Annotated in this window: 15 protein-coding genes; 12 read left to right on the top strand and 3 right to left on the bottom strand. The window is 47.9% G+C overall.

What is annotated here, in order from left to right:
- Positions 1-204 precede the first annotated feature (204 nt).
- Complete coding sequence (locus tag LOZ80_RS34580) at positions 205-2,391, bottom strand: helix-turn-helix domain-containing protein (protein ID WP_238168758.1); 2,187 nt, start codon at positions 2,389-2,391, stop codon at positions 205-207.
- A gap of 264 nt (positions 2,392-2,655) precedes the next feature.
- Between LOZ80_RS34580 and LOZ80_RS34585 the strand changes: the two genes are divergently transcribed.
- Positions 2,656-3,825, top strand: a complete 1,170-nt coding sequence (locus LOZ80_RS34585; RefSeq protein WP_238168759.1) for a HupE/UreJ family protein — start codon at positions 2,656-2,658, stop codon at positions 3,823-3,825.
- Between the two features lie 39 nt (positions 3,826-3,864).
- Positions 3,865-9,348: an S-layer homology domain-containing protein gene (locus tag LOZ80_RS34590; protein WP_238168760.1), complete on the top strand. Its 5,484-nt coding sequence runs from the start codon at positions 3,865-3,867 to the stop codon at positions 9,346-9,348.
- Between the two features lie 323 nt (positions 9,349-9,671).
- On the opposite strand, the gene LOZ80_RS34595 is transcribed toward LOZ80_RS34590, so the two are convergent.
- A complete protein-coding gene (locus LOZ80_RS34595; RefSeq protein ID WP_238168761.1) occupies positions 9,672-10,319 on the bottom strand; it encodes an aminotransferase in 648 nt (215 codons plus the stop codon).
- A 237-nt stretch (positions 10,320-10,556) separates the two neighbouring features.
- Here LOZ80_RS34595 and LOZ80_RS34600 point away from each other — a divergent pair, with 237 nt between their 5' ends.
- From LOZ80_RS34600 to LOZ80_RS34645, 10 genes are all read left to right on the top strand, one after another.
- Entirely contained in the window at positions 10,557-10,847 is a 291-nt protein-coding gene (locus tag LOZ80_RS34600; protein ID WP_079414635.1) for a YerC/YecD family TrpR-related protein, read from the top strand.
- A 153-nt stretch (positions 10,848-11,000) separates the two neighbouring features.
- Entirely contained in the window at positions 11,001-11,813 is an 813-nt protein-coding gene (locus tag LOZ80_RS34605) for a sirohydrochlorin chelatase (protein WP_238168762.1), read from the top strand.
- Positions 11,785-12,765, top strand: coding sequence for a diacylglycerol kinase (locus LOZ80_RS34610; RefSeq protein ID WP_238168763.1), 981 nt, complete (start codon positions 11,785-11,787; stop codon positions 12,763-12,765). Before LOZ80_RS34605 ends, LOZ80_RS34610 begins: the two co-directional genes overlap by 29 nt.
- Positions 12,766-12,828: 63 nt before the next feature.
- Positions 12,829-14,355 (top strand): 23S rRNA (uracil(1939)-C(5))-methyltransferase RlmD, encoded by a 1,527-nt coding sequence (gene rlmD, locus LOZ80_RS34615; protein ID WP_443146994.1) that lies wholly within the window; start codon positions 12,829-12,831, stop codon positions 14,353-14,355.
- Positions 14,356-14,496: 141 nt separating this feature from the next.
- Positions 14,497-14,961 (top strand): hypothetical protein, encoded by a 465-nt coding sequence (locus LOZ80_RS34620; protein ID WP_238168765.1) that lies wholly within the window; start codon positions 14,497-14,499, stop codon positions 14,959-14,961.
- A gap of 74 nt (positions 14,962-15,035) precedes the next feature.
- On the top strand, positions 15,036-15,764 hold the full coding sequence (locus tag LOZ80_RS34625) for an ATP-grasp domain-containing protein (RefSeq protein WP_238168766.1): 729 nt from the start codon (positions 15,036-15,038) through the stop codon (positions 15,762-15,764).
- A 148-nt stretch (positions 15,765-15,912) separates the two neighbouring features.
- A complete protein-coding gene (locus LOZ80_RS34630) occupies positions 15,913-16,194 on the top strand; it encodes a hypothetical protein (protein WP_238168767.1) in 282 nt (93 codons plus the stop codon).
- A gap of 209 nt (positions 16,195-16,403) precedes the next feature.
- The gene (locus LOZ80_RS34635; RefSeq protein WP_238168768.1) at positions 16,404-16,769 is read left to right on the top strand and encodes a hypothetical protein; all 366 of its coding nucleotides are present in this window, start codon (positions 16,404-16,406) and stop codon (positions 16,767-16,769) included.
- Positions 16,766-17,041 (top strand): hypothetical protein, encoded by a 276-nt coding sequence (locus LOZ80_RS34640; protein ID WP_238168769.1) that lies wholly within the window; start codon positions 16,766-16,768, stop codon positions 17,039-17,041. The genes LOZ80_RS34635 and LOZ80_RS34640 overlap by 4 nt, the downstream gene beginning before the upstream one ends.
- Before the next feature lie 47 nt (positions 17,042-17,088).
- Positions 17,089-17,286: a hypothetical protein gene (locus tag LOZ80_RS34645; protein ID WP_238168770.1), complete on the top strand. Its 198-nt coding sequence runs from the start codon at positions 17,089-17,091 to the stop codon at positions 17,284-17,286.
- Between the two features lie 154 nt (positions 17,287-17,440).
- Here LOZ80_RS34645 and LOZ80_RS34650 read toward each other — a convergent pair whose 3' ends face one another.
- A complete protein-coding gene (locus tag LOZ80_RS34650; protein ID WP_238168771.1) occupies positions 17,441-17,875 on the bottom strand; it encodes a hypothetical protein in 435 nt (144 codons plus the stop codon).
- Positions 17,876-17,906: the final 31 nt, after the last annotated feature.

Below are 17,906 nucleotides of genomic sequence, written 5' to 3' on the forward strand. Positions count from 1 at the left end.
TAAGGCATCCACGTCTCGTGGAATGCCTTTTTCTATATTTGTTTTAAACAACGAATCGTCGTTTCCATGACAATTCCTCTGCTCTCCGCCCCCACCAGCTAGTCTCGCTCCAACCTCTCCATCAGAAACCCCTCACTCACCACACTAGGCAACTCGTTTCCCACCTCTGCGGCACTGCGCACCAACTAGCAAGATGACTAAATATCACGATGTGCGATTCAGCATCGACGTTCTGCGATACTCGCCCGGCGAGGAGCCGGTGCGATTCTTGAACATGCGGTTGAACGAGGAGATGTTCCGGTAGCCTACCTGGACGCCGATCTCCTGAATGTTCAAATCGGTCTGGTGCAGCAGGTGCTGCGCGTTGCGGACGCGTCGGTCGTGCAAGTGTTCCATGAAGTTGGCGCCTGTTTTCTCTTTGATATAGGTAGAGAGGTAGGAGGTGCTCAAGTTCAGTTGGTCAGCCAGCACATCTAAAGAGAGATCTTCCGCATAATGCTCCTGCACAACAGCTAGCACATGGTCGATGATAGGATCGCTGATCTCTTTCTTATCCCGAATAAGCTGGGTAACGGTTCGGAAATAGGTCTGGAAGGTGATGGTATATTCCTCGAGTGTGCAGCATTCCTCCAGTTGAAGCATGATCGGCTTGAGCTGCCAAGCGATATCGGGCTGGACTTTGTAATGTTCGAGGATTTTTTTGGCCTTGTCGGTTACGGCCAGCGTGAGCAGCCTGAACATGTCGACGGATGCTTCCTTCTGGGCCAGTTCCTCGAGCCATGGCAGGATGAGATTAAGCGTATCGAGCTCTTTGCCCGATTTGAGCGCAGCAATCAGATCCTGCTCCTGTGCAAGTGTCAAGGTGAAGGCCGAGCGATCTGCGCGGAATTCGCTGATGATCTGCGTTTCTTCCAGCAGCCGGGCCTGCATGGCCATTTCTTTGACTTGCCGGTAAGCATGTCCGAATTGTACAGAATGTTCGAAGGCCGAGCTGACGGCAATGGTGACCAAAGCGTAACGCAGATCGCGGTCGAGCGCCATCTTCAATGTGTCCAAGACAGTTAACATGCGCTCTCGTTCGGTCCCCGGGAAAACAGACAGGAACTGATGATGTTCCATTTGGAACGTATGGGAAGCAGGGAAGCTGGTCTCAATCAATGGCTTCAAATGCTCGCCTATTGCCAGCGAAATGTGCTCCTTGCTCATCGGTGCTTCCACGAAGGCGGCTGAACGGTAGCGAAGCTCATACAGCACGACAGTAAAGGTTTCCTCGGTTTTCTTTAATTCGATTTCCTTCCCCATCATAGAGGACCAATCCTTCATTTCATGATTAATATTCTTCAATTTATTCATGTAATGATAGTTCGTTAAGAGGGATTGTTGCTCCTGAAGTTCCTGTTTCATTTCGCCCTTTTCTTTGAGCAGCTCCCGAACCGGCTTATGGATTCTTTTACTGAAGAAGAATGACGCCACCAGAGCTAGAAGAATGGACAGTCCGAGCAGGATCACCATGAGATTGTCCAAACGCAATATTTTCGCCGCCAAATCGGGACTGGTTACTTTCATAATGAAATGCAGACCGCCGTCTATTGGATAATCGATATAATAAATGCCGTTCTGAGCCAGGTATTTCTTGTTCTCGGTCTTGCCTGCGAGCAAGGCTTCCGGCAATTCTTGCAGCTCTTCATCGGTCTGATAAATAGGCGTATTGTCCGGCCCCAGAATAGCTAGATGCAGAGCAGGGTGCTCTTTGAGAATCGCGTCCCGCAGGCGGTCTGCGTCAATCAGAGCAACGAGCATGTTATCAGCCAAGGCTGGCTTGATGGAGTAAGGAATCAATGTTTTGGACGACGTTGAGTCCGTGGAAAGCCCGCCGAACCTTGCAGCCGGATGCAGGACATAGTTCTCACCGCGTGCGAACTGGGCTTGCCAGAAAGCGGGCGGGTACGAAGTGCTGGCATAAGCAGCGAACAGGCCCTCGGCGGCACTGGGACCCCATTTATTCATCGTGAGATTCGTGGATCGAAACAGCACGATCAGATTATCCAGATAAAGCTCCGAGTCACTCACAACACTCTGGATATTCTCAATGAGCGGACGTGTGTTCAGGGTATCCGTGTCCTTCTTTAGGCTGACTTGGCTGTTGAAGGCAATCATGTTTTTGTCGGTATAGGTTTTGAACAGAACCTCTTTGACCCGATCCAACTGAAATTGGTAGCGCTCGGCTACTTTCTGCAACGTGAGACGATTCTGCTGAATCATTTCGCTGCGGAGATGGCTTTTGAGCAAGCCAAAAATCAGTAGATGAAAGCAGGAGAAGATCAGAATCAAGATGATGAAGCTGGTCAATATATTTCGAAAAAGCGATCGTTTGTGTGAAAAAATGCTCATAAACCGCAGGCTCCCTCTGGTCGTAACGCTATTCGCTTCCGGCGAGTTATCTATCTATTTATTGTAGTTGATAAAGGAAATTTAGGGTATGGGCTTTTTTTTGGAAGCTGCGCGATTTTACTTGTTTACCGCTTCACAAAAGCTTAAAAGAGGAATCCAAACAAAGGGGAAAGATCGCAAATCGTGTGTATAGGCAAGCTGAGAGGACCGAGCTATGATGGCCAAGAAGCAACCGAGATCTGGGGAAGGAGTGATAGGAACGCAATGAAATTTAGCAAATACCTCGTCGCATTCATGATGGCTGTGATGGTAGTCATGAACCTTGCCGGTGCTGTGGAGGCGCATTTCTCTTCAACCGGTTACTCCGATATTGAGGTAGGTTCGGATACGATCCAGTACCATTTATCGATATTGGAACATGACTTTCTGCAAATCTTCCCTGATAAAGCCGATGGGGGCGAGAAGATTAGCGACAGGCAGCTAGCCGGCTCTCTGGCGGCAATCGCCAAGTTAGTCGATGACGGGCTCATTGTTACGGGAGACGGGAAGGTTGGAAATGGAGCGGTAGTAAGCGCCAAGCATGAGAAGCGCGCGAGCATGGAGATGATTGGCATCGATATTCGTTACAAATTCGCTGCTCCGATTAAACGCTATCTCATGCAGTACAATTTCTTCTGGTACAGCGGGGTGGATCCCAATCATAGCAACTATGCCACGATTCATGTGGGAGGCCAGACGATTGAGCAGGTGCTTGGCAGCCAGAACTATATTGTGCAAGTGCAGGGCCCGGGAGCAGCTGCGGGGAATCCGGCACAGGCGGTCCATTCGGCCAAAGCATCCAATTCCGTACAAGTGCCAGCGTCCCCTACGCTTACAGAGGCTTCTTGGTTCAGAACCATGCAGACCTACATTGTAATGGGAATGGAGCACATTTGGTCTGGTTTGGATCACATGCTCTTCCTGTTGGGCCTCCTGCTGGCGGCAGAACAAAAGGTCGGGAAGATCGTGAAACTGATCACGGCCTTCACGGTGGGCCATTGTATCACGCTGATCCTCTCTTCGATGGAGGTCGCGTATCTCTCGCCTAGCATCGTCGAACCCCTGATTGCTCTCAGTATCGTGTATATTGCCGTTGAGAATATATGGAAGCGGCAAGAGAGTGCCCGTGTAATCGTCACGCTGCTCTTCGGATTAGTGCACGGCTTCGGATTTGCCGAAGTGCTGCGAGGGACATTGTCCGGACATATGGCGCTTCCCTTGTTCTCTTTTAATCTAGGCGTAGAAATAGGTCAACTTGTGGTGGTAGCGGTTGTGATCCCTGTCCTGCTGCTCGTTCGCCGCATCCCGCTTAAGATGAACTGGAATCTGTATGCTTCCGGGCTTGTCGGAGTATTTGGGCTGTATTGGTTATTTGAACGAATTGTTACCCAGTAAATAGTTGCATGGATGATATGATGATGAGAGGGCGTTACTATGTTGAAGAAGAAAAATTTAAAACGATGGATATCCAGTTTAACGGTTGCGGGCATGATGTTCAGCATGCTGACGCCGATGGCCTCTGCTGTCGATAATGGCTTGCAAGTCAGTGCCGTTGACTACTCGAAAGTACCGAAACTGTTGATTACGGAGCTAGTTCCAGATACCGCCAATTTGAGCGGTTCGGACGCTTATGAATTTATTGAAGTGTACAACAATACGAACAGGGCGATCGATTTCAAAGATTATAATATGGTGTACCGGGCCTCCGGAGCGGATACCGTGTGGGAGCCGTATAATAACGGCAATCCGGGTGGCAGTATGGTGATCCCGTCCCAGTCCTCCATCGTGTTATGGGTGATGAACAGCGTCAATAAAGCGTTGACGGAAACGAATTTCAACACGAATTTCGCGTCCAACTTGCATGAGAATGTGAATCTGTTCCGTGTTGAAGGCGGAGGGGGCATGCACAACAGCAGCCCGCGGGATCTCGTAATCCAAGAGAAATCAGGCGGCGATATCTCCGTTGCCAGCTACCAGAACGATAATCAAACGAAGCCGGATAAAGGGATCTTTTACAAATATCCGGTAGATGGCACGAAGAATATGATCATGTACGGATCAGGCGAGGATGCGATTCCTGCTGCGGCTACACCAGGTGTTGTAGATGTGATTCAGGTTCCGCCTGTCCCGCTTAACTTCTCCGAGCCTCCGGTTATCGCACACACGCCGGTTACGCAAGCAGACCAGAGAAATGACCTGCTGCTGCAAGCCCGAATCACGAATACCGAGCAAGATGAGACCGTGACGGCAGCGGTGTACTATCAAACTGGCGCACAGGCGGCTTATGATTCTGTCCCTATGACAGTTACTGGCAGCCATCAGTATCAAGCTGCGGTTCCCAAGGGGAAACTGGTCGATAGTCAGTTGAAATATTACATCCAAGCGGATGATGGCCATAATACCGTGAGATCGAACGTCTACCAGGTAGCGATTGCCCTGGATCAAACGGATTACACGAAAATTCCGCCACTTCTCGTGACGGAAGTTGTCCCGGATTCCACGAATGTGGGCTCATCGGACGGTTATGAGTTCATTGAAGTGTATAACAATACGGATCAAGCTGTTAATTTCAAAGATTATAAGCTCGTCTATCGCTACACCGATTCAGGCCCAAGCGCCGATGTCCTCTGGCCTGCGGACAAGGAAGACATGATCATCCCTTCCAAAGGGACCCTGGTCTTCTGGATCATCAACAGTCAGAACATGAATTCTACAGCGGCAGAATTTAACGCGAACTACAATACCCATCTGGTAGAGGGCACGAATCTGGTGCGTATTCATAGTGATGGTATGGCGAATAGCGCGAACCGAGGTATTCTGATTGCCACCAATGCCGGAGCGGAAATTTCGTCAGCCTATTATATCGCCGGTGATGCGAAGCCTAATAAAGGGGTGTTCTATAAGTACCCGCTTGATGGCACCAGTACAATGGTCAAATATAGCTCGGCTGTTGCAGCGGCAACGCCAGGGACGGTAGATCAAATACAAGTGCCTGAGCAAACCGTGAAAGTGAAGCCTGACCTCATTAAACCGGTCTTAACCGATCTGACCAACAAAACCATCATTGAACAGTCGCAAGATCTGGAAATAATCGGAGATGCCAAGGACGAAACCCAAGTGAAAACGATGGCTCTCTACTATAAAACAGAGAAACAAGCTTCGTATCTCAAACGCTATTTGAAAGAAAGCTTCGCCGATACGATGTACCATTACACGGTTTATTCCCCTGAGTTGATTGGGAACGCGTATTTGGATTACTATTTCGTTGCCTCGGACGGTACGAATGAATCCACATCGAGCACGAAGCGGATCGCCATTCAAGGCGGCTCCGATCATTCGAGCTTGCGTCTGAATGTGAAAGACGGCGACATTGTCACCCAAACGAAGGTGATCAAAGGGACAGGCGAAGGGTTGGGCGCTGACGACCTCAAGCTGGCGATGGATGGCAATGAGTTGACACAAGCTACCTTTCATGCCGCTGAGCATGATGCGTATTTCGCTTTCGACGTCACAGGCGTGAACTACTATTTCAAAAACGGGGTCACACAGGGGCAGGAAATCCTCTCTATTTTCCAAGACCCAATTGATACGTTTACAACGTTGTCGATTCCTTTTACAGCAGATCGTTTGAAGCCAGGCAGCAATGTGATCTCCATCCGGGCGGGTTCCAAGGCATCGCCTTTTGATGACCGTGTTGAAGAGAACAAAGATGATTTTGAAGTGAAGAATGTGCGTCTCGTATTCGATGACGGTACGATTATTTATGACGTGAAATATAATGATCCGGCCAAAGTGATTAAAATGGGCGACAGTGTCGGCAAAAATCCGGTTGTTGATTTCGAATTCCTCATCCCGGATAGCCAGTTGGCATCCCGAGCTTATGTGTGGAATACGGCTTTAATGACGGATGGGCCTCACGCTATTGCGGTCAGCCATGCTATCGCGGGTACAGCTACCGCAACAGTGACTGTGGATAACACAGCTCCTGTCGTCCAACCTTCGATAGAAGAAGGCGTCATTTACCGCGGTGCGTTCAACTTGGATGCCGTGATATCCGATGCGCTGGCTGGCGTGGACAAGGTCGAGGCTATGCTGGATGAGCAAGTGATCTCGCAGCCTTATGCGACTTCATCTGCTCAGCTTCCTGGAGGAGCGCACGCATTCACCATCAAGGCGACAGATAAAGTGGGCAATGCAACGAATGTGAAGGTTAACTTCACCGTACCGAATGAAATGCCGAATATGCCGGAACAAATCACGCCAGGTCAGCAAGCGACGGGTGTAGACCGCAATGCTCCTCTGCGTGTGAAAGTAACAGACCCGATGAATGATGAAATGAGCGTATCTTTCAATCAAGGGTTCAAATACGATGCAAGCACACAAGGTCAGTTCAGCGGCTATCGCAACGCCTCCGATACAGAGCCTCCCAAGCAGGAGAAGCCAGACGGAGAAACGCCGTTTACCCAAGAGGATTATGCCTTAATAAGCAGTATTGACGGCAATTATCTAGTCGATGATTCCGCCGAGAAGTTCCCGTATCAGCGGTTCGAAGTAGCGTTGGACAGCTCCATTCAAGGAACGGACAGCGTGGAAATCACCTGGAAAGGGAAGTCCCTGGACGGGCGCAAAGTTACCTTATATGCCTGGAGTCCAAGCAAACTTGCCTGGAGTCCGCTCAAGACCGTGATTGCGGGCAGTGAGGATTTCCAACTGCAAGCCCATGTGACGGCTGGCGAATATGCGAACAACCACAAGATTCAAGTGATGGTGCAGGATGAAATAGCCGCCAGACAGAATCAAACGGCCAGCAGCGATCCGGCGGCTTATGATTTCTCCTTCGTCTGGATGTCGGATACCCAGTATTATTCCAAAAGCTATCCTTACATCTATCAAGATATCGTGAAGTGGATCGCTGATCACAAAGAAGATAACAAAATCAAATATGTTATCCACACCGGCGATATCGTCGATAATGCAGATCAAGAGTACCAATGGGTCGAAGCGGATAAAGACATGAAAGTGTTGGAGGACGCCAAAATCCCTTACGGCGTATTGGCCGGAAATCATGACGTAGGGCACCAAAACAACGATTACAGTTATTATGATAAATGGTTTGGGGAAGATCGCTTCAAAAACCAGCCGACCTACGGCGAATCCTACGATAACAATCGCGGTCACTACGATCTGGTTTCCTCGAACGGCAACGATTTCATCGTTGTGTATATGGGTTGGGGATATGGCGACAAAGAAATCGATTGGATTAACGAAGTTTTGAAAAAATACCCGAACCGGAAGGCGATCCTGAATTTCCACGAATTCATGCTCGTGTCCAATAACCGCGCGCCGATGGCGGAGAAAGTATTCGAACGCGTCATTAAGCCGAATAAGAACGTCATAGCCGCTCTGTCCGGTCATTACCATGATGCGGAACTGAAAATCGATTCCATTGATGATGATGGCGACGGCGTGGCCGATCGCAATGTGTATCAAATGTTGGCTGACTACCAAGGCGCTCCGGAAGGCGGGCTGGGCTACATTCGACTGATGCAGTTCGATATGGCGCATGGCAAAATCAACATGAAAACCTACTCGCCGTATTTGAACGATTACAATTACTACGATCCAGCCGAGTATCCAGGCAAAGATGAGTTCTCTCTGGATTTGAATCTGGCATCGGTAACCAAGCGCGTAGCGACGGATTATTTTGGCGTTAACGTCTACACGGCGAATGTTATTGGATCCGTTGATCATGTGAAGAGCGGGGACCAAGCTTCGGTTGTTTGGCGTGATCTGGCCCCGAGTACAAGCTACCAATGGTATGCGGTGGCTCAAGACGCTTATGGCGGCAGGAAGCAGTCGGATATTTGGAGATTTACGACGGGAGTCGGGAAGTCTAATCCGGAACCAACACCAGATTCCGGTTCGTCCACACCATCCACGCCAAGTGAAGACAAAGTCACCTCGACAGATGGAACCTTAACCCTACCGACAGGGAAAAAGGGCGAAGTGAGTTTGGACAATGACGTAACAGTATCCATTCCGGCGGACGCTTCGGCGAAAGAACTGAAAATAACGATCGAGAAACTGAGGGAGACGCAGAAACTTATAACGAAGCAAGAGGTTTTGGCTAGTCCGATTTACGAAATTCTAAAAAACGTTTCAGAGAACTTCAGCAAGCCAGTCACTTTGAGCTTCAAATTCGATCCGAAGATGGTCAAAAGCACTCAAAGGCCAGCTGTCTTCTACTATGATGAAGCGGCGCTAAAATGGATCGAAGTCGGCGGCAAAGTTGAAGGCGATCGCATCGTCGTTGAAGTGAATCACTTCACCAAATATGCGGTCATGGTTGTAGGTCCAACCGTTGTGGAACCAACCAAGCCAGGACTGACGCTCAGCGATATTGCCGGACACTGGGCAGAGGCGAACATCAAGCAAGCTGTAAGCAGCGGCATCGTAAGTGGCTACCCTGAGGGGACATTCGAGCCGAATCATACGGTAACGCGCGCAGAATTTGCAGTGATGCTGATGAATACGCTCAAACCGCAAGGGAATGGCGCTGCGCTGACATTCGCGGATGCAGCCAGCATCGGAGCATGGGCGCAGCAAGCTGTAGCGCAAGCGGTTCAGGCGGGGATTATCCATGGCTACGAGGACGGAACCTTCCGCCCGAATGCGCCAATTACCCGCGCCGAGATGGCGGCGATGCTGGCCCAAGCAGTGCGCCAATCCGCTGATGCGAATGCGGCATCTGGCTTCGCAGACGACAAGGATATTCCCGCATGGGCGACAAGTGCAGTAGTGTCCATGAAGAAGCTTGGCATCCTTGAAGGCAAAGGTGCGAATGAATTCGCTCCGAATGACCAAACAACAAGAGCAGAAGCTGTAACCGTGCTGTTGAAAGTTCTGGCGTTGAAGTAAATAGAGGAGGCTGTCTCACAAGGTTGTGAAAACCTAAGGGGGCAGCCTCTTCTCTCTATACCAATAAGAGCCCCTAAGGGCTCTTATACGCGTCAAAAGCAGCTCATTGTGGGAAATAGCGGTCTTTGGAGACTCGTATCGCCAACCCTTTCCCCAAAAACTCCAACAAACAAAGAAATAAGAGCCCCTAGAGGCTCTTATACGCGTTAAAACTAGCTAATTGGGAGGAATAGGAGTCTTTGGGGACTCCTCTATCTATCTCAGTTACACACTGCTCTCATGTGCGAGCTGCGCTTCTGCCGAATGACGCTTAGGTTGTTCCGTTACTTCCGTTTGCGTTTCGTGGAACCGCCGATTCTGCCTTTCGATCCGCCTGTTCTGCGGCGGCCTGTGCTGGATTTCTTGCGGCGCTTGCGTTTAGGTTTGAACACTTCAACGTCTTCCGAGGCGACCTTGCCTTTGCCCAGGGAACTGAACAGTGTCTTCACCATCGGGGCCATCTGCTGGAAGGTAGACATGAACTTCTGCACCTTGCCCATCGAGCCGATGATGCCGTCGATGCCGCCCATCCGCTCAACGAAGCCAGAGATTTGCTTCAAATTCAGGCTGCTCAGCGGGTTCGAAGAACCGCCAGCTGCGCCACCCCCGCCACCGCCTAAGAGATTGCTGAGGAAATTACCGCCACCGCCACCGCCTGAGCCCACGGCTGGAGGACCGCCGCCGAAGAAACCGCCGCCTGGATTACCAACCGGAGCACCGCCACCGAAGAATCCACCAGCGTTGCCGCCAGGGGCACCCCCGCCAAATAGTCCACCGCCGCCTCCTTCAAAAGGAGCAGGAAATCCGCCGCCGCCCAAACCCGGATAATTGCCGAAACCGCCTTCCCCCAGTTGGGTAGGTAAAGTAAGGCTTCGTGTATGCACCTCAGGACGATGACCGCCATTGCCAATGATTTGTCTTTGATTACTCACAAGAATTCACGACCTTTTTATAAGATTTAACTCCTACAAGATATGTCACTTGCCTACCGTTGGTATGGACGAATGTCACGGGTCATGGTTATTTGTCACAATTTAACTCATTAACGCATAGAAATTTTAACGTTCTGCAATCCTAAAGGCAGGATTTGTTCAGAGCGTGTCGAAAGTTACACAGGAGCTTACTGATCATAGAAGCCAACATGCTTTTCTACCGGGAGTTGATAACGTATGCAATTAAAAAAATTAAACGATAAAGCGATAGACCAGCTTTTTGAAGCGATCCTGACGCTTAAGGATATAGAGGAGTGCTACGTCTTTTTTGATGACTTGTGCACAGTCAATGAGATTCAGTCGCTGTCCCAGCGTCTTGAGGTAGCTCGCATGCTGCGCAAAGGCTGCACATACAACCAGATTGAAGCCGAAACAGGGGCATCCACCGCGACCATATCACGGGTCAAAAGATGCTTAAACTACGGCAACGACGGCTATGTGCTGACACTTGATCGCTTGGGCCGTTAATCCTTCCTCTTCGCCAGACTCATAGTTCAGAATCCTGCGTTACGTTTGTAATGCGGGATTTTTCCTGTTTCACCGTTGTTCAATTGACATGTGAGAACACTTTCGTTAGCATAGGATTGTAGCTATTGGTTGGAACGGGTGGGGAATACAAGTATGCGTACATATGGAGTGTTGGTTATAAGCCATGGATCTAGGGATGAAGGCTGGGTTCAGCTCGTCGATGAGGCCGTGGCAGCCGTAAGAATGCCGCAAGGGATTCCGATCTATGCCTCCTATCTGGAGCTCGTGGAAGGGCGGTTAATCCAGGATGGGATCTATAGCTTAGAGGCGCAAGGTGTGACAGACATCATCGTCGTGCCCCTGTTCGTGTCCTCTGGGAGTACACATATTGATGAAATCAGCTATGCGCTGGGGGTTGTGGAACAGCCGCTGCTGGAGACGGATTTGGAGCCTTTCGACATACAGGCGCGCATCCACTTCACATCGCCGATCGATGACGATCCCGTTATTGCTGAGATTATTTATGACAAAATCAAAGAACTGTCCGAATCCCCCCGTCAGGAGATCCTCTTATTGATCGGTCACGGGAGCAAGGAAAAAGGGTTCCATCTGAAATGGCGTCACGGCCTCGAACTGCTGGCAGAGCGGCTGAAAGCTCTCGGCGGTTACGATGAGGCGGATGTCGCTATGCTTTTGCCGGATCAAGTGAACAGGAAGATGGCGTGGTGGGCTGAGAAGAAGCCCGGGCATACCGTTATTGTGGCACCGCTTTTCCTTAGTGAAGGCTATTTCACAACGAAAGTTATCCCTTCTCGTATGGAGGGTTTCGCATATACATATAATGGACGGGCATTGCTGCCTAGTCCGCTAATTTCCAAATGGATCGAGAAGCAGATAGCTTCCGAAATATCAGACGGCGAACAGGTGATGAGACACGATGGTCAAAAGAGCAAGACTGATCTATAATCCGACTTCTGGCCGGGAGGAAATGAAAAAGCGTCTGCCCGAAATCTTGCAGCGCCTCGAGCGCGGCGGATTCGAGACATCCACCCACGCCACCATTGGCGAAGGGGATGCTACCCTGGCGGCGGCTCATGCCGTTAGCCGTGGGTTCGATTTAATCATTGCAGCGGGCGGAGACGGCACCCTGTGCGAAGTCGTTAACGGCATGGCCGAACGCGAAGGAAGACCGCCGCTGGGCATTCTGCCGCTGGGGACGACCAACGATTTTGCCCGTGCGCTAGGCATTCCGAAGAACCTGGAACAGGCCTGCGACCTGATCGTGCAGCAGTACACCACCGACATTGATGTAGGCAAAATCAACAACCGCTACTTCATCAACATCGCCGGCGGCGGCTCGATGACCGAGCTGACGTACGAAGTTCCAAGCAAACTCAAAACGATGATCGGCCAACTGGCCTATTATATGAAGGGACTAGAGAAGCTGCCTAGACTCAAGCCTATCGAGCTCTACGTCAAAGCCGGCGAAATGGAATTCCATGACGAAGTCATGATGTTCCTTGTCGGCAATTCCAACTCCGTCGGCGGCTTCGAGAAGCTGGCCCCGGATGCGAGCATGAATGACGGTCTGTTCGACGTCCTGATTCTGCGCAAATGCAACCTCGCGGAATTCATTCGCGTGGTTACGCTCGCGCTGCGCGGTGAGCATCTGAGCGACCCGAATCTGATTTATTTTCAGACCAATCATATTGAGATCAATTCGCCGGACTACGTCCAGTTGAACCTCGATGGCGAGTTCGGCGGCACACTGCCATGCGTCATGACGAATTTGCAAAGTCATTTGCAGATCATTGTGGATCAATCGGGGCAGTCGATTTATAAGAAGACGCTGCTGGAAACGTTGACTACGCCGTTTCATTTGAAGGGGCCTGTGGATGATGGGCATAGGGAAGAATAGGATTTAATGGGAAAACAAGAAAAGCCATTTTTAATTTTGTATGGGGATTAAAGTGAGGGTACTATGAAAGATAAACGCAGTTCTGGCTCTCGGCCAGGTAAACATAGAGAACAGAGTGGGAAGCCCGCAGGGAATAGATCGGGGCAACAGGCGGGAAGAGCAGCCGTGGCGGCTGTGAAGGCAGCGCCCGCTTGGATGGCAGATCTGCCGGTGCAGATCGGGCAGCAATATGAGGCTGAGATCATGGGGATTAACCATGATGGCGAAGGGGTAGGTCGTGTGAATGGCTTTACCCTTTTTGTTGCGGGTGCGCTGCCGGGTGAGCGTGCACTGGTGCGGGTGAACCATTTGAAGAAGCAGTATGGTTATGCTGCGCTTGTGGAAGTGCTGGAAGCGAGTCCGGATCGGGTTAAACCGGATTGCGTGATCTATGAGGAGTGCGGCGGCTGCCAGTTGCAGCATCTCAGCTATGAAGCTCAGCTTCGGGTGAAGCGGCAGCAGGTGGTCGATAATTTGGTGCGGATTGGGAAGCTGACGGTTGCTAGCGAATCCAATGAAGAGGGCATTATTGTTCATCCCACACTTGGCATGACCGATCCTTGGCGTTACCGGAACAAAGCTCAAGTTCCTTTCGGGGAAGAGCGCGGCGGCCTCATCGGCGGCTTCTATGCACAAGGCAGCCATCGCATCATCGACATGGAGGCGTGCTTGATTCAACATGAGTCCAACGACGAAGTCGTGGCTCGGGTGAAAGAGATCGGCTCACGTCTTGGCATCCGCGCTTATCGCGAAGAGACGGGCCTCGGACTACTGCGCCACGTCGTCGTCAAAGTCGGCTTCCGCACGGGTGAGCTCATGGTCGTCCTCGTGACCAATGGCAGTGTGATACCTCGCGTGGATGAGTGGATTGCTGGCATTCGCGAAGCGCTGCCTGCTGTTGTAAGCATTTGTCATAACATTAATGTGAGGCAGACGAATGTTATTTTTGGAGACGAGACTCGCGTCCTGTGGGGCAGCGAAGTCATCTATGACTATATCGGCGATGTGAAATTTGCAATTTCCGCGCGATCGTTCTATCAAGTGAATCCCGTGCAGACGGAAGTCTTGTACGGGAAGGCTTTGGAGTACGCCGCGCTGACAGGCGGCGAGACGGTGGTCGATGCCTACTGCGGCATCGGCACGATCTCCCTGTTCCTGGCGCAGCGCGCGGGACAGGTGTACGGCGTCGAGATCGTCGAAGAGGCGATCGCGGACGCCCGCAAGAATGCCGAGTTAAACGGCATGACGAACGTGCACTTCGAGGCAGGACCCGCCGAGGTCGTCCTGCCCGAGTGGACACGCCAGGGCGTCCGGCCTGACGTGATCGTCGTCGACCCGCCGCGCAAGGGCTGCGACCCGGCGCTGCTCGCGACGATCCTCGAGCTGCAGCCGCGGCGCGTTGTGTACGTGTCGTGCAGCGCATCGACACTCGCGCGCGACTTGCGCGTGCTCGTCGATGGCGGATACGGCGTCGCGGAGGTGACGCCGGTGGATATGTTCCCGCATACGACACATGTGGAGTGCGTGGTAAGGATATATCGGGAGGATTAAATAGTTTTAAAATGAGGGGCTTCCTTAAGAGGAGGTTCTTTTTTTGTGCATATTTCGATTACTTATGTATTAAATTGGTGAAAATTGGTATGATTAATGTAGTAAAATTCAGATTTTATTGGGCGTGAGGGCTATCGAGAGATGGGGAAAATGACAGAGATTCACTATTTACTACCAATTGACTGTATTTATCTCTCGGATGAATTATTTAAAATTAAAAGCTTGATGAATATACATTTTGATGATGATTTCCTAATGTCAAAGTATGATTCATACGGTAGAGGACGTGGAGACGTTATTGTATTTAAAGCGGAGATAGGAAACCCAGAGTGTATACTTTTTGACTTATATAATTCATTTACTGATCAGAATAATATGGTCTTGTTTGGAGTACGTTGCTTCGAAGGAAGTGACATTGAAAAGGTAATGTTGGAGCTACTTAATAAGAGTGAGCCAACTAGTAAATTTATAATTAATGAAGAAAATTACCTGAGTGGAATTGCTGACGCTTCAAATTATCCCAAGATAATAAAATACTCTGATAATGTTTATAGCCAATGTGTTGAACTATATGTGAATAATAGAAAGATCAACGAGTCGATATGATTATAAAAGTCTGATTTTATTTAAAATGATTAGTGTTCAAACTAAGAAGTGATAATCTGGATGGTAGGTGATTTATGAAGGTTTTTATTAAAAAAAGTTTTGATAAGCAAATAGCAAATCATAATTTTTATGCTGCTTATGACGGATTTAAACAAATGGGCTTCGAAATCCATTATTTCGAAAATATAAATGAAGTATCGGAAAATAATAAAGAAGACATCATAGTAAGCTATGTTGATGATGTTAGGACAACACTTTCTAAATATTCTATAGTCGCACCTGAAATCGATTATCCAGAAGAACTTGAAAGCTACTTAGGAAGAAAGATTTGGAAGTCAAAATTAAGTGTAATAGCAAACAACCCTGACAACTGGAATGTTTTTATTAAGCCAGTTGAGGATAAGAAGTTTACTGGAGTAGTAGTTAGAGGGACTAAGGATTTGGTTGGATGTGGCACATATGGTGAAGATCCAGAAATATTATGCTCTGAGGTTGTAAATTTTGTCGCTGAGTGGAGATGTTTTGTTAGACATGGAAAAATATTAGACATTCGAAGATATAGAGGTAATTGGAGATTACACTTTGATTACAAAATAATTGAAAATGTTGTAATGCAATACAAATCTGCACCTAATGGCTATGCTGTAGATTTTGGATTAACTGATAAGGGTGAAACATTGTTAATTGAAGTTAATGATGGCTATTCTTTGGGGCATTATGGGTTGTTTTCCTTGGATTATGCAAAGTTATTATCGGCAAGATGGTCTGAGTTAACATCGACGATAGATGAGTGTGATTTTTAATATAACTTCTGTTTACTGTAAAACACGGAATTCATTGTTTGTATCCTTGTAAGTTGAGGAGAGGTACTTATTAATTTTCAGTTAATTGACGCTAATGGATTCCATGTAATCTCACTTCCTGATGGTTATGACCTATTGGAGGTTTTTTTTGGAAACTGAACTACAGGATAGAGATGAAGATGGCAATTGGGTGCTAGAAGCAATCGATGCTGTAATTGATGGCAAAGAGAAGAATAACTCAATTCAAGCAAAGTACTTAACTCTTCATCTCGATAGCCAAGATACTAGAATTACTGATCCTTACGCGGAAGCTGGTATGAAAGACTGTGCTATAATCAAGCTGCTTAAGGACAATAAAAAAGAGTATGAAGAACTTGTAACTGAAATTAAATCTGGTCTACGTATGCAGAAGAAATATTTAAATTTATAGTGAAAAAATGGCAACTTAATGCCGAAAATACTATTGAAGCTTTATATAATTTGAGATTTACATTAAGACTTTTAGAAGAACATCAAGAATTCATTAACATTATGCTAGAGGAAGAAAGAGGAGATGTTTATAATAGCATTTTCTTACAAGATAACAAACAATAAAAGACTGGTTTTAATGTCTTCACAAAATAAAAGGCGGTTCTAGACATGAACAGATTTAGTGTAATAATGTTCCTAGCAATTTCAGTAACAGTTTCAGGATGCGATAGCAACACTGGAACATCTAATATAACTAACTCTTCAAAAGAAGTAGCTCAAAGTACTACAACTCAAAATAAAACTACTCCTTCACCTACGCCAATTTCCACACCTACACCAGAAGTTAAACCTAAGCTTGGAGGAAATTATAAAGATTTCGAAGTCAAATTTGGTAAACATACTTCAAAATATATGGATGCTTACGGGTATAAGAATCAAGACGTTTTCATTAATACCTCGAAAGACTTAGTAAAAGAAATCAAACTAAGCTATTCTGGTGACGACTTCCTACTTGGAAAAGAAAAGAAGCTTTGATTGAAATTCAGAAGTACTTACCTACAGATGCAAAAGGAATTGTCGAAAAAATTGATGGTAAGACAATTTTGTTGGGGTACATAAGCGAGAAAACTGGAGAAGTCTTTTCAAGTGAATATTCACAGTTAACATTAAATCAAAAAGGAATGATTTTAATAAGGGTTGGAGAAGGGACAAAGGGAAGCACTGTTAGAAGAGAAGGAGAAACAGTTGCTAGAATGACTGTTGGGATTGATTTCTATTCATTGAATGATCTTGGTTTAAAGCAATAAAATACTAGTTTTATAAGAGGTCGAATGAATGAAGAAGGGAGAAATAGATGAAATTAGAGAACGCACAAGAAATAGTTAATCTTTATGGAGCAGCACTAGCTGTTGGCAAAGAAGGAGAATTTGCAAGAAAAGTTTCATCACTTCCAGCAAATAGAGACACAATTGCAAGCGTTTTCAAGTTAGTTTATAGCAGGCTGAAAACTATTATATCCCTTTCACCGACTCTACACATGTGGAGTGCGTAGTGTCGCTCATAAGTAGCAGTCGTTAAGAGCCGCGTTTACTTGTATATTGAAACTTGATGGGAGATATCCTCGAAGCAAGGCGCTACATGATGGGGAAAGAAAACAGTGTCTGAATCTACCGATGTGATCTGCATCGGTGCGTCTGCTTCGTTACCTATTCCCTTCTTCTTGCTTTCAAAAAAAAGGACCTTATCGTGATGTTTGTGGAGGCGAAATACCCCTCCGCCCAGTCAGATACAGTAAAATCATTCACGCTTGGCGTTGCCTTGGCTTCCTCGTTCATGTCGAGTCTGCGAACAAGGAACGTTGCGAGCTGCTCCTTTGTTATCTTACCGGCAGGATCGATAATTTCCTCGCCATAGCCTTCCGTGCTTCCTACTTCATTCACCGCCACGATGAACTGCAACGAATAACCATTTGCAGGATCGTTTGTATTTGACGTTTTCGAATAAATCTTTAAGTCCTTATTTTTCTTTAAATCGAAAATCTTTGCGCTTGCTGTGCACTTCTGGTAACTTGCCTGCAGGGCGGGGCCCAGCGATAGAAAGTATTTACGTTCGTCCACTCCTAATGCCTGAACAGTAAACAAGAGGTTTCTCCGTTATCTTCAATAATCGGGA

This window comes from Paenibacillus sp. HWE-109 (assembly GCF_022163125.1).
Lineage (GTDB): Bacteria > Bacillota > Bacilli > Paenibacillales > NBRC-103111 > Paenibacillus_E.

Excerpts from the sequence above, each read along its gene's own strand:
- LOZ80_RS34600 (WP_079414635.1), top strand. The coding sequence starts at position 10,557 with ATGCAATTAAAAAAATTAAACGATAAAGCGATAGACCAGCTTTTTGAA.
- LOZ80_RS34610 (WP_238168763.1), top strand. The coding sequence starts at position 11,785 with ATGGTCAAAAGAGCAAGACTGATCTATAATCCGACTTCTGGCCGGGAG.
- rlmD (WP_443146994.1), top strand. The coding sequence starts at position 12,829 with ATGAAAGATAAACGCAGTTCTGGCTCTCGGCCAGGTAAACATAGAGAA.
- LOZ80_RS34625 (WP_238168766.1), top strand. The coding sequence starts at position 15,036 with ATGAAGGTTTTTATTAAAAAAAGTTTTGATAAGCAAATAGCAAATCAT.
- LOZ80_RS34590 (WP_238168760.1), top strand. The coding sequence starts at position 3,865 with ATGTTGAAGAAGAAAAATTTAAAACGATGGATATCCAGTTTAACGGTT.
- LOZ80_RS34620 (WP_238168765.1), top strand. The coding sequence starts at position 14,497 with ATGGGGAAAATGACAGAGATTCACTATTTACTACCAATTGACTGTATT.
- LOZ80_RS34585 (WP_238168759.1), top strand. The coding sequence starts at position 2,656 with ATGAAATTTAGCAAATACCTCGTCGCATTCATGATGGCTGTGATGGTA.
- LOZ80_RS34635 (WP_238168768.1), top strand. The coding sequence starts at position 16,404 with ATGAACAGATTTAGTGTAATAATGTTCCTAGCAATTTCAGTAACAGTT.
- LOZ80_RS34605 (WP_238168762.1), top strand. The coding sequence starts at position 11,001 with ATGCGTACATATGGAGTGTTGGTTATAAGCCATGGATCTAGGGATGAA.
- LOZ80_RS34645 (WP_238168770.1), top strand. The coding sequence starts at position 17,089 with ATGAAATTAGAGAACGCACAAGAAATAGTTAATCTTTATGGAGCAGCA.
- LOZ80_RS34580 (WP_238168758.1), bottom strand. The coding sequence starts at position 2,391 with ATGAGCATTTTTTCACACAAACGATCGCTTTTTCGAAATATATTGACC.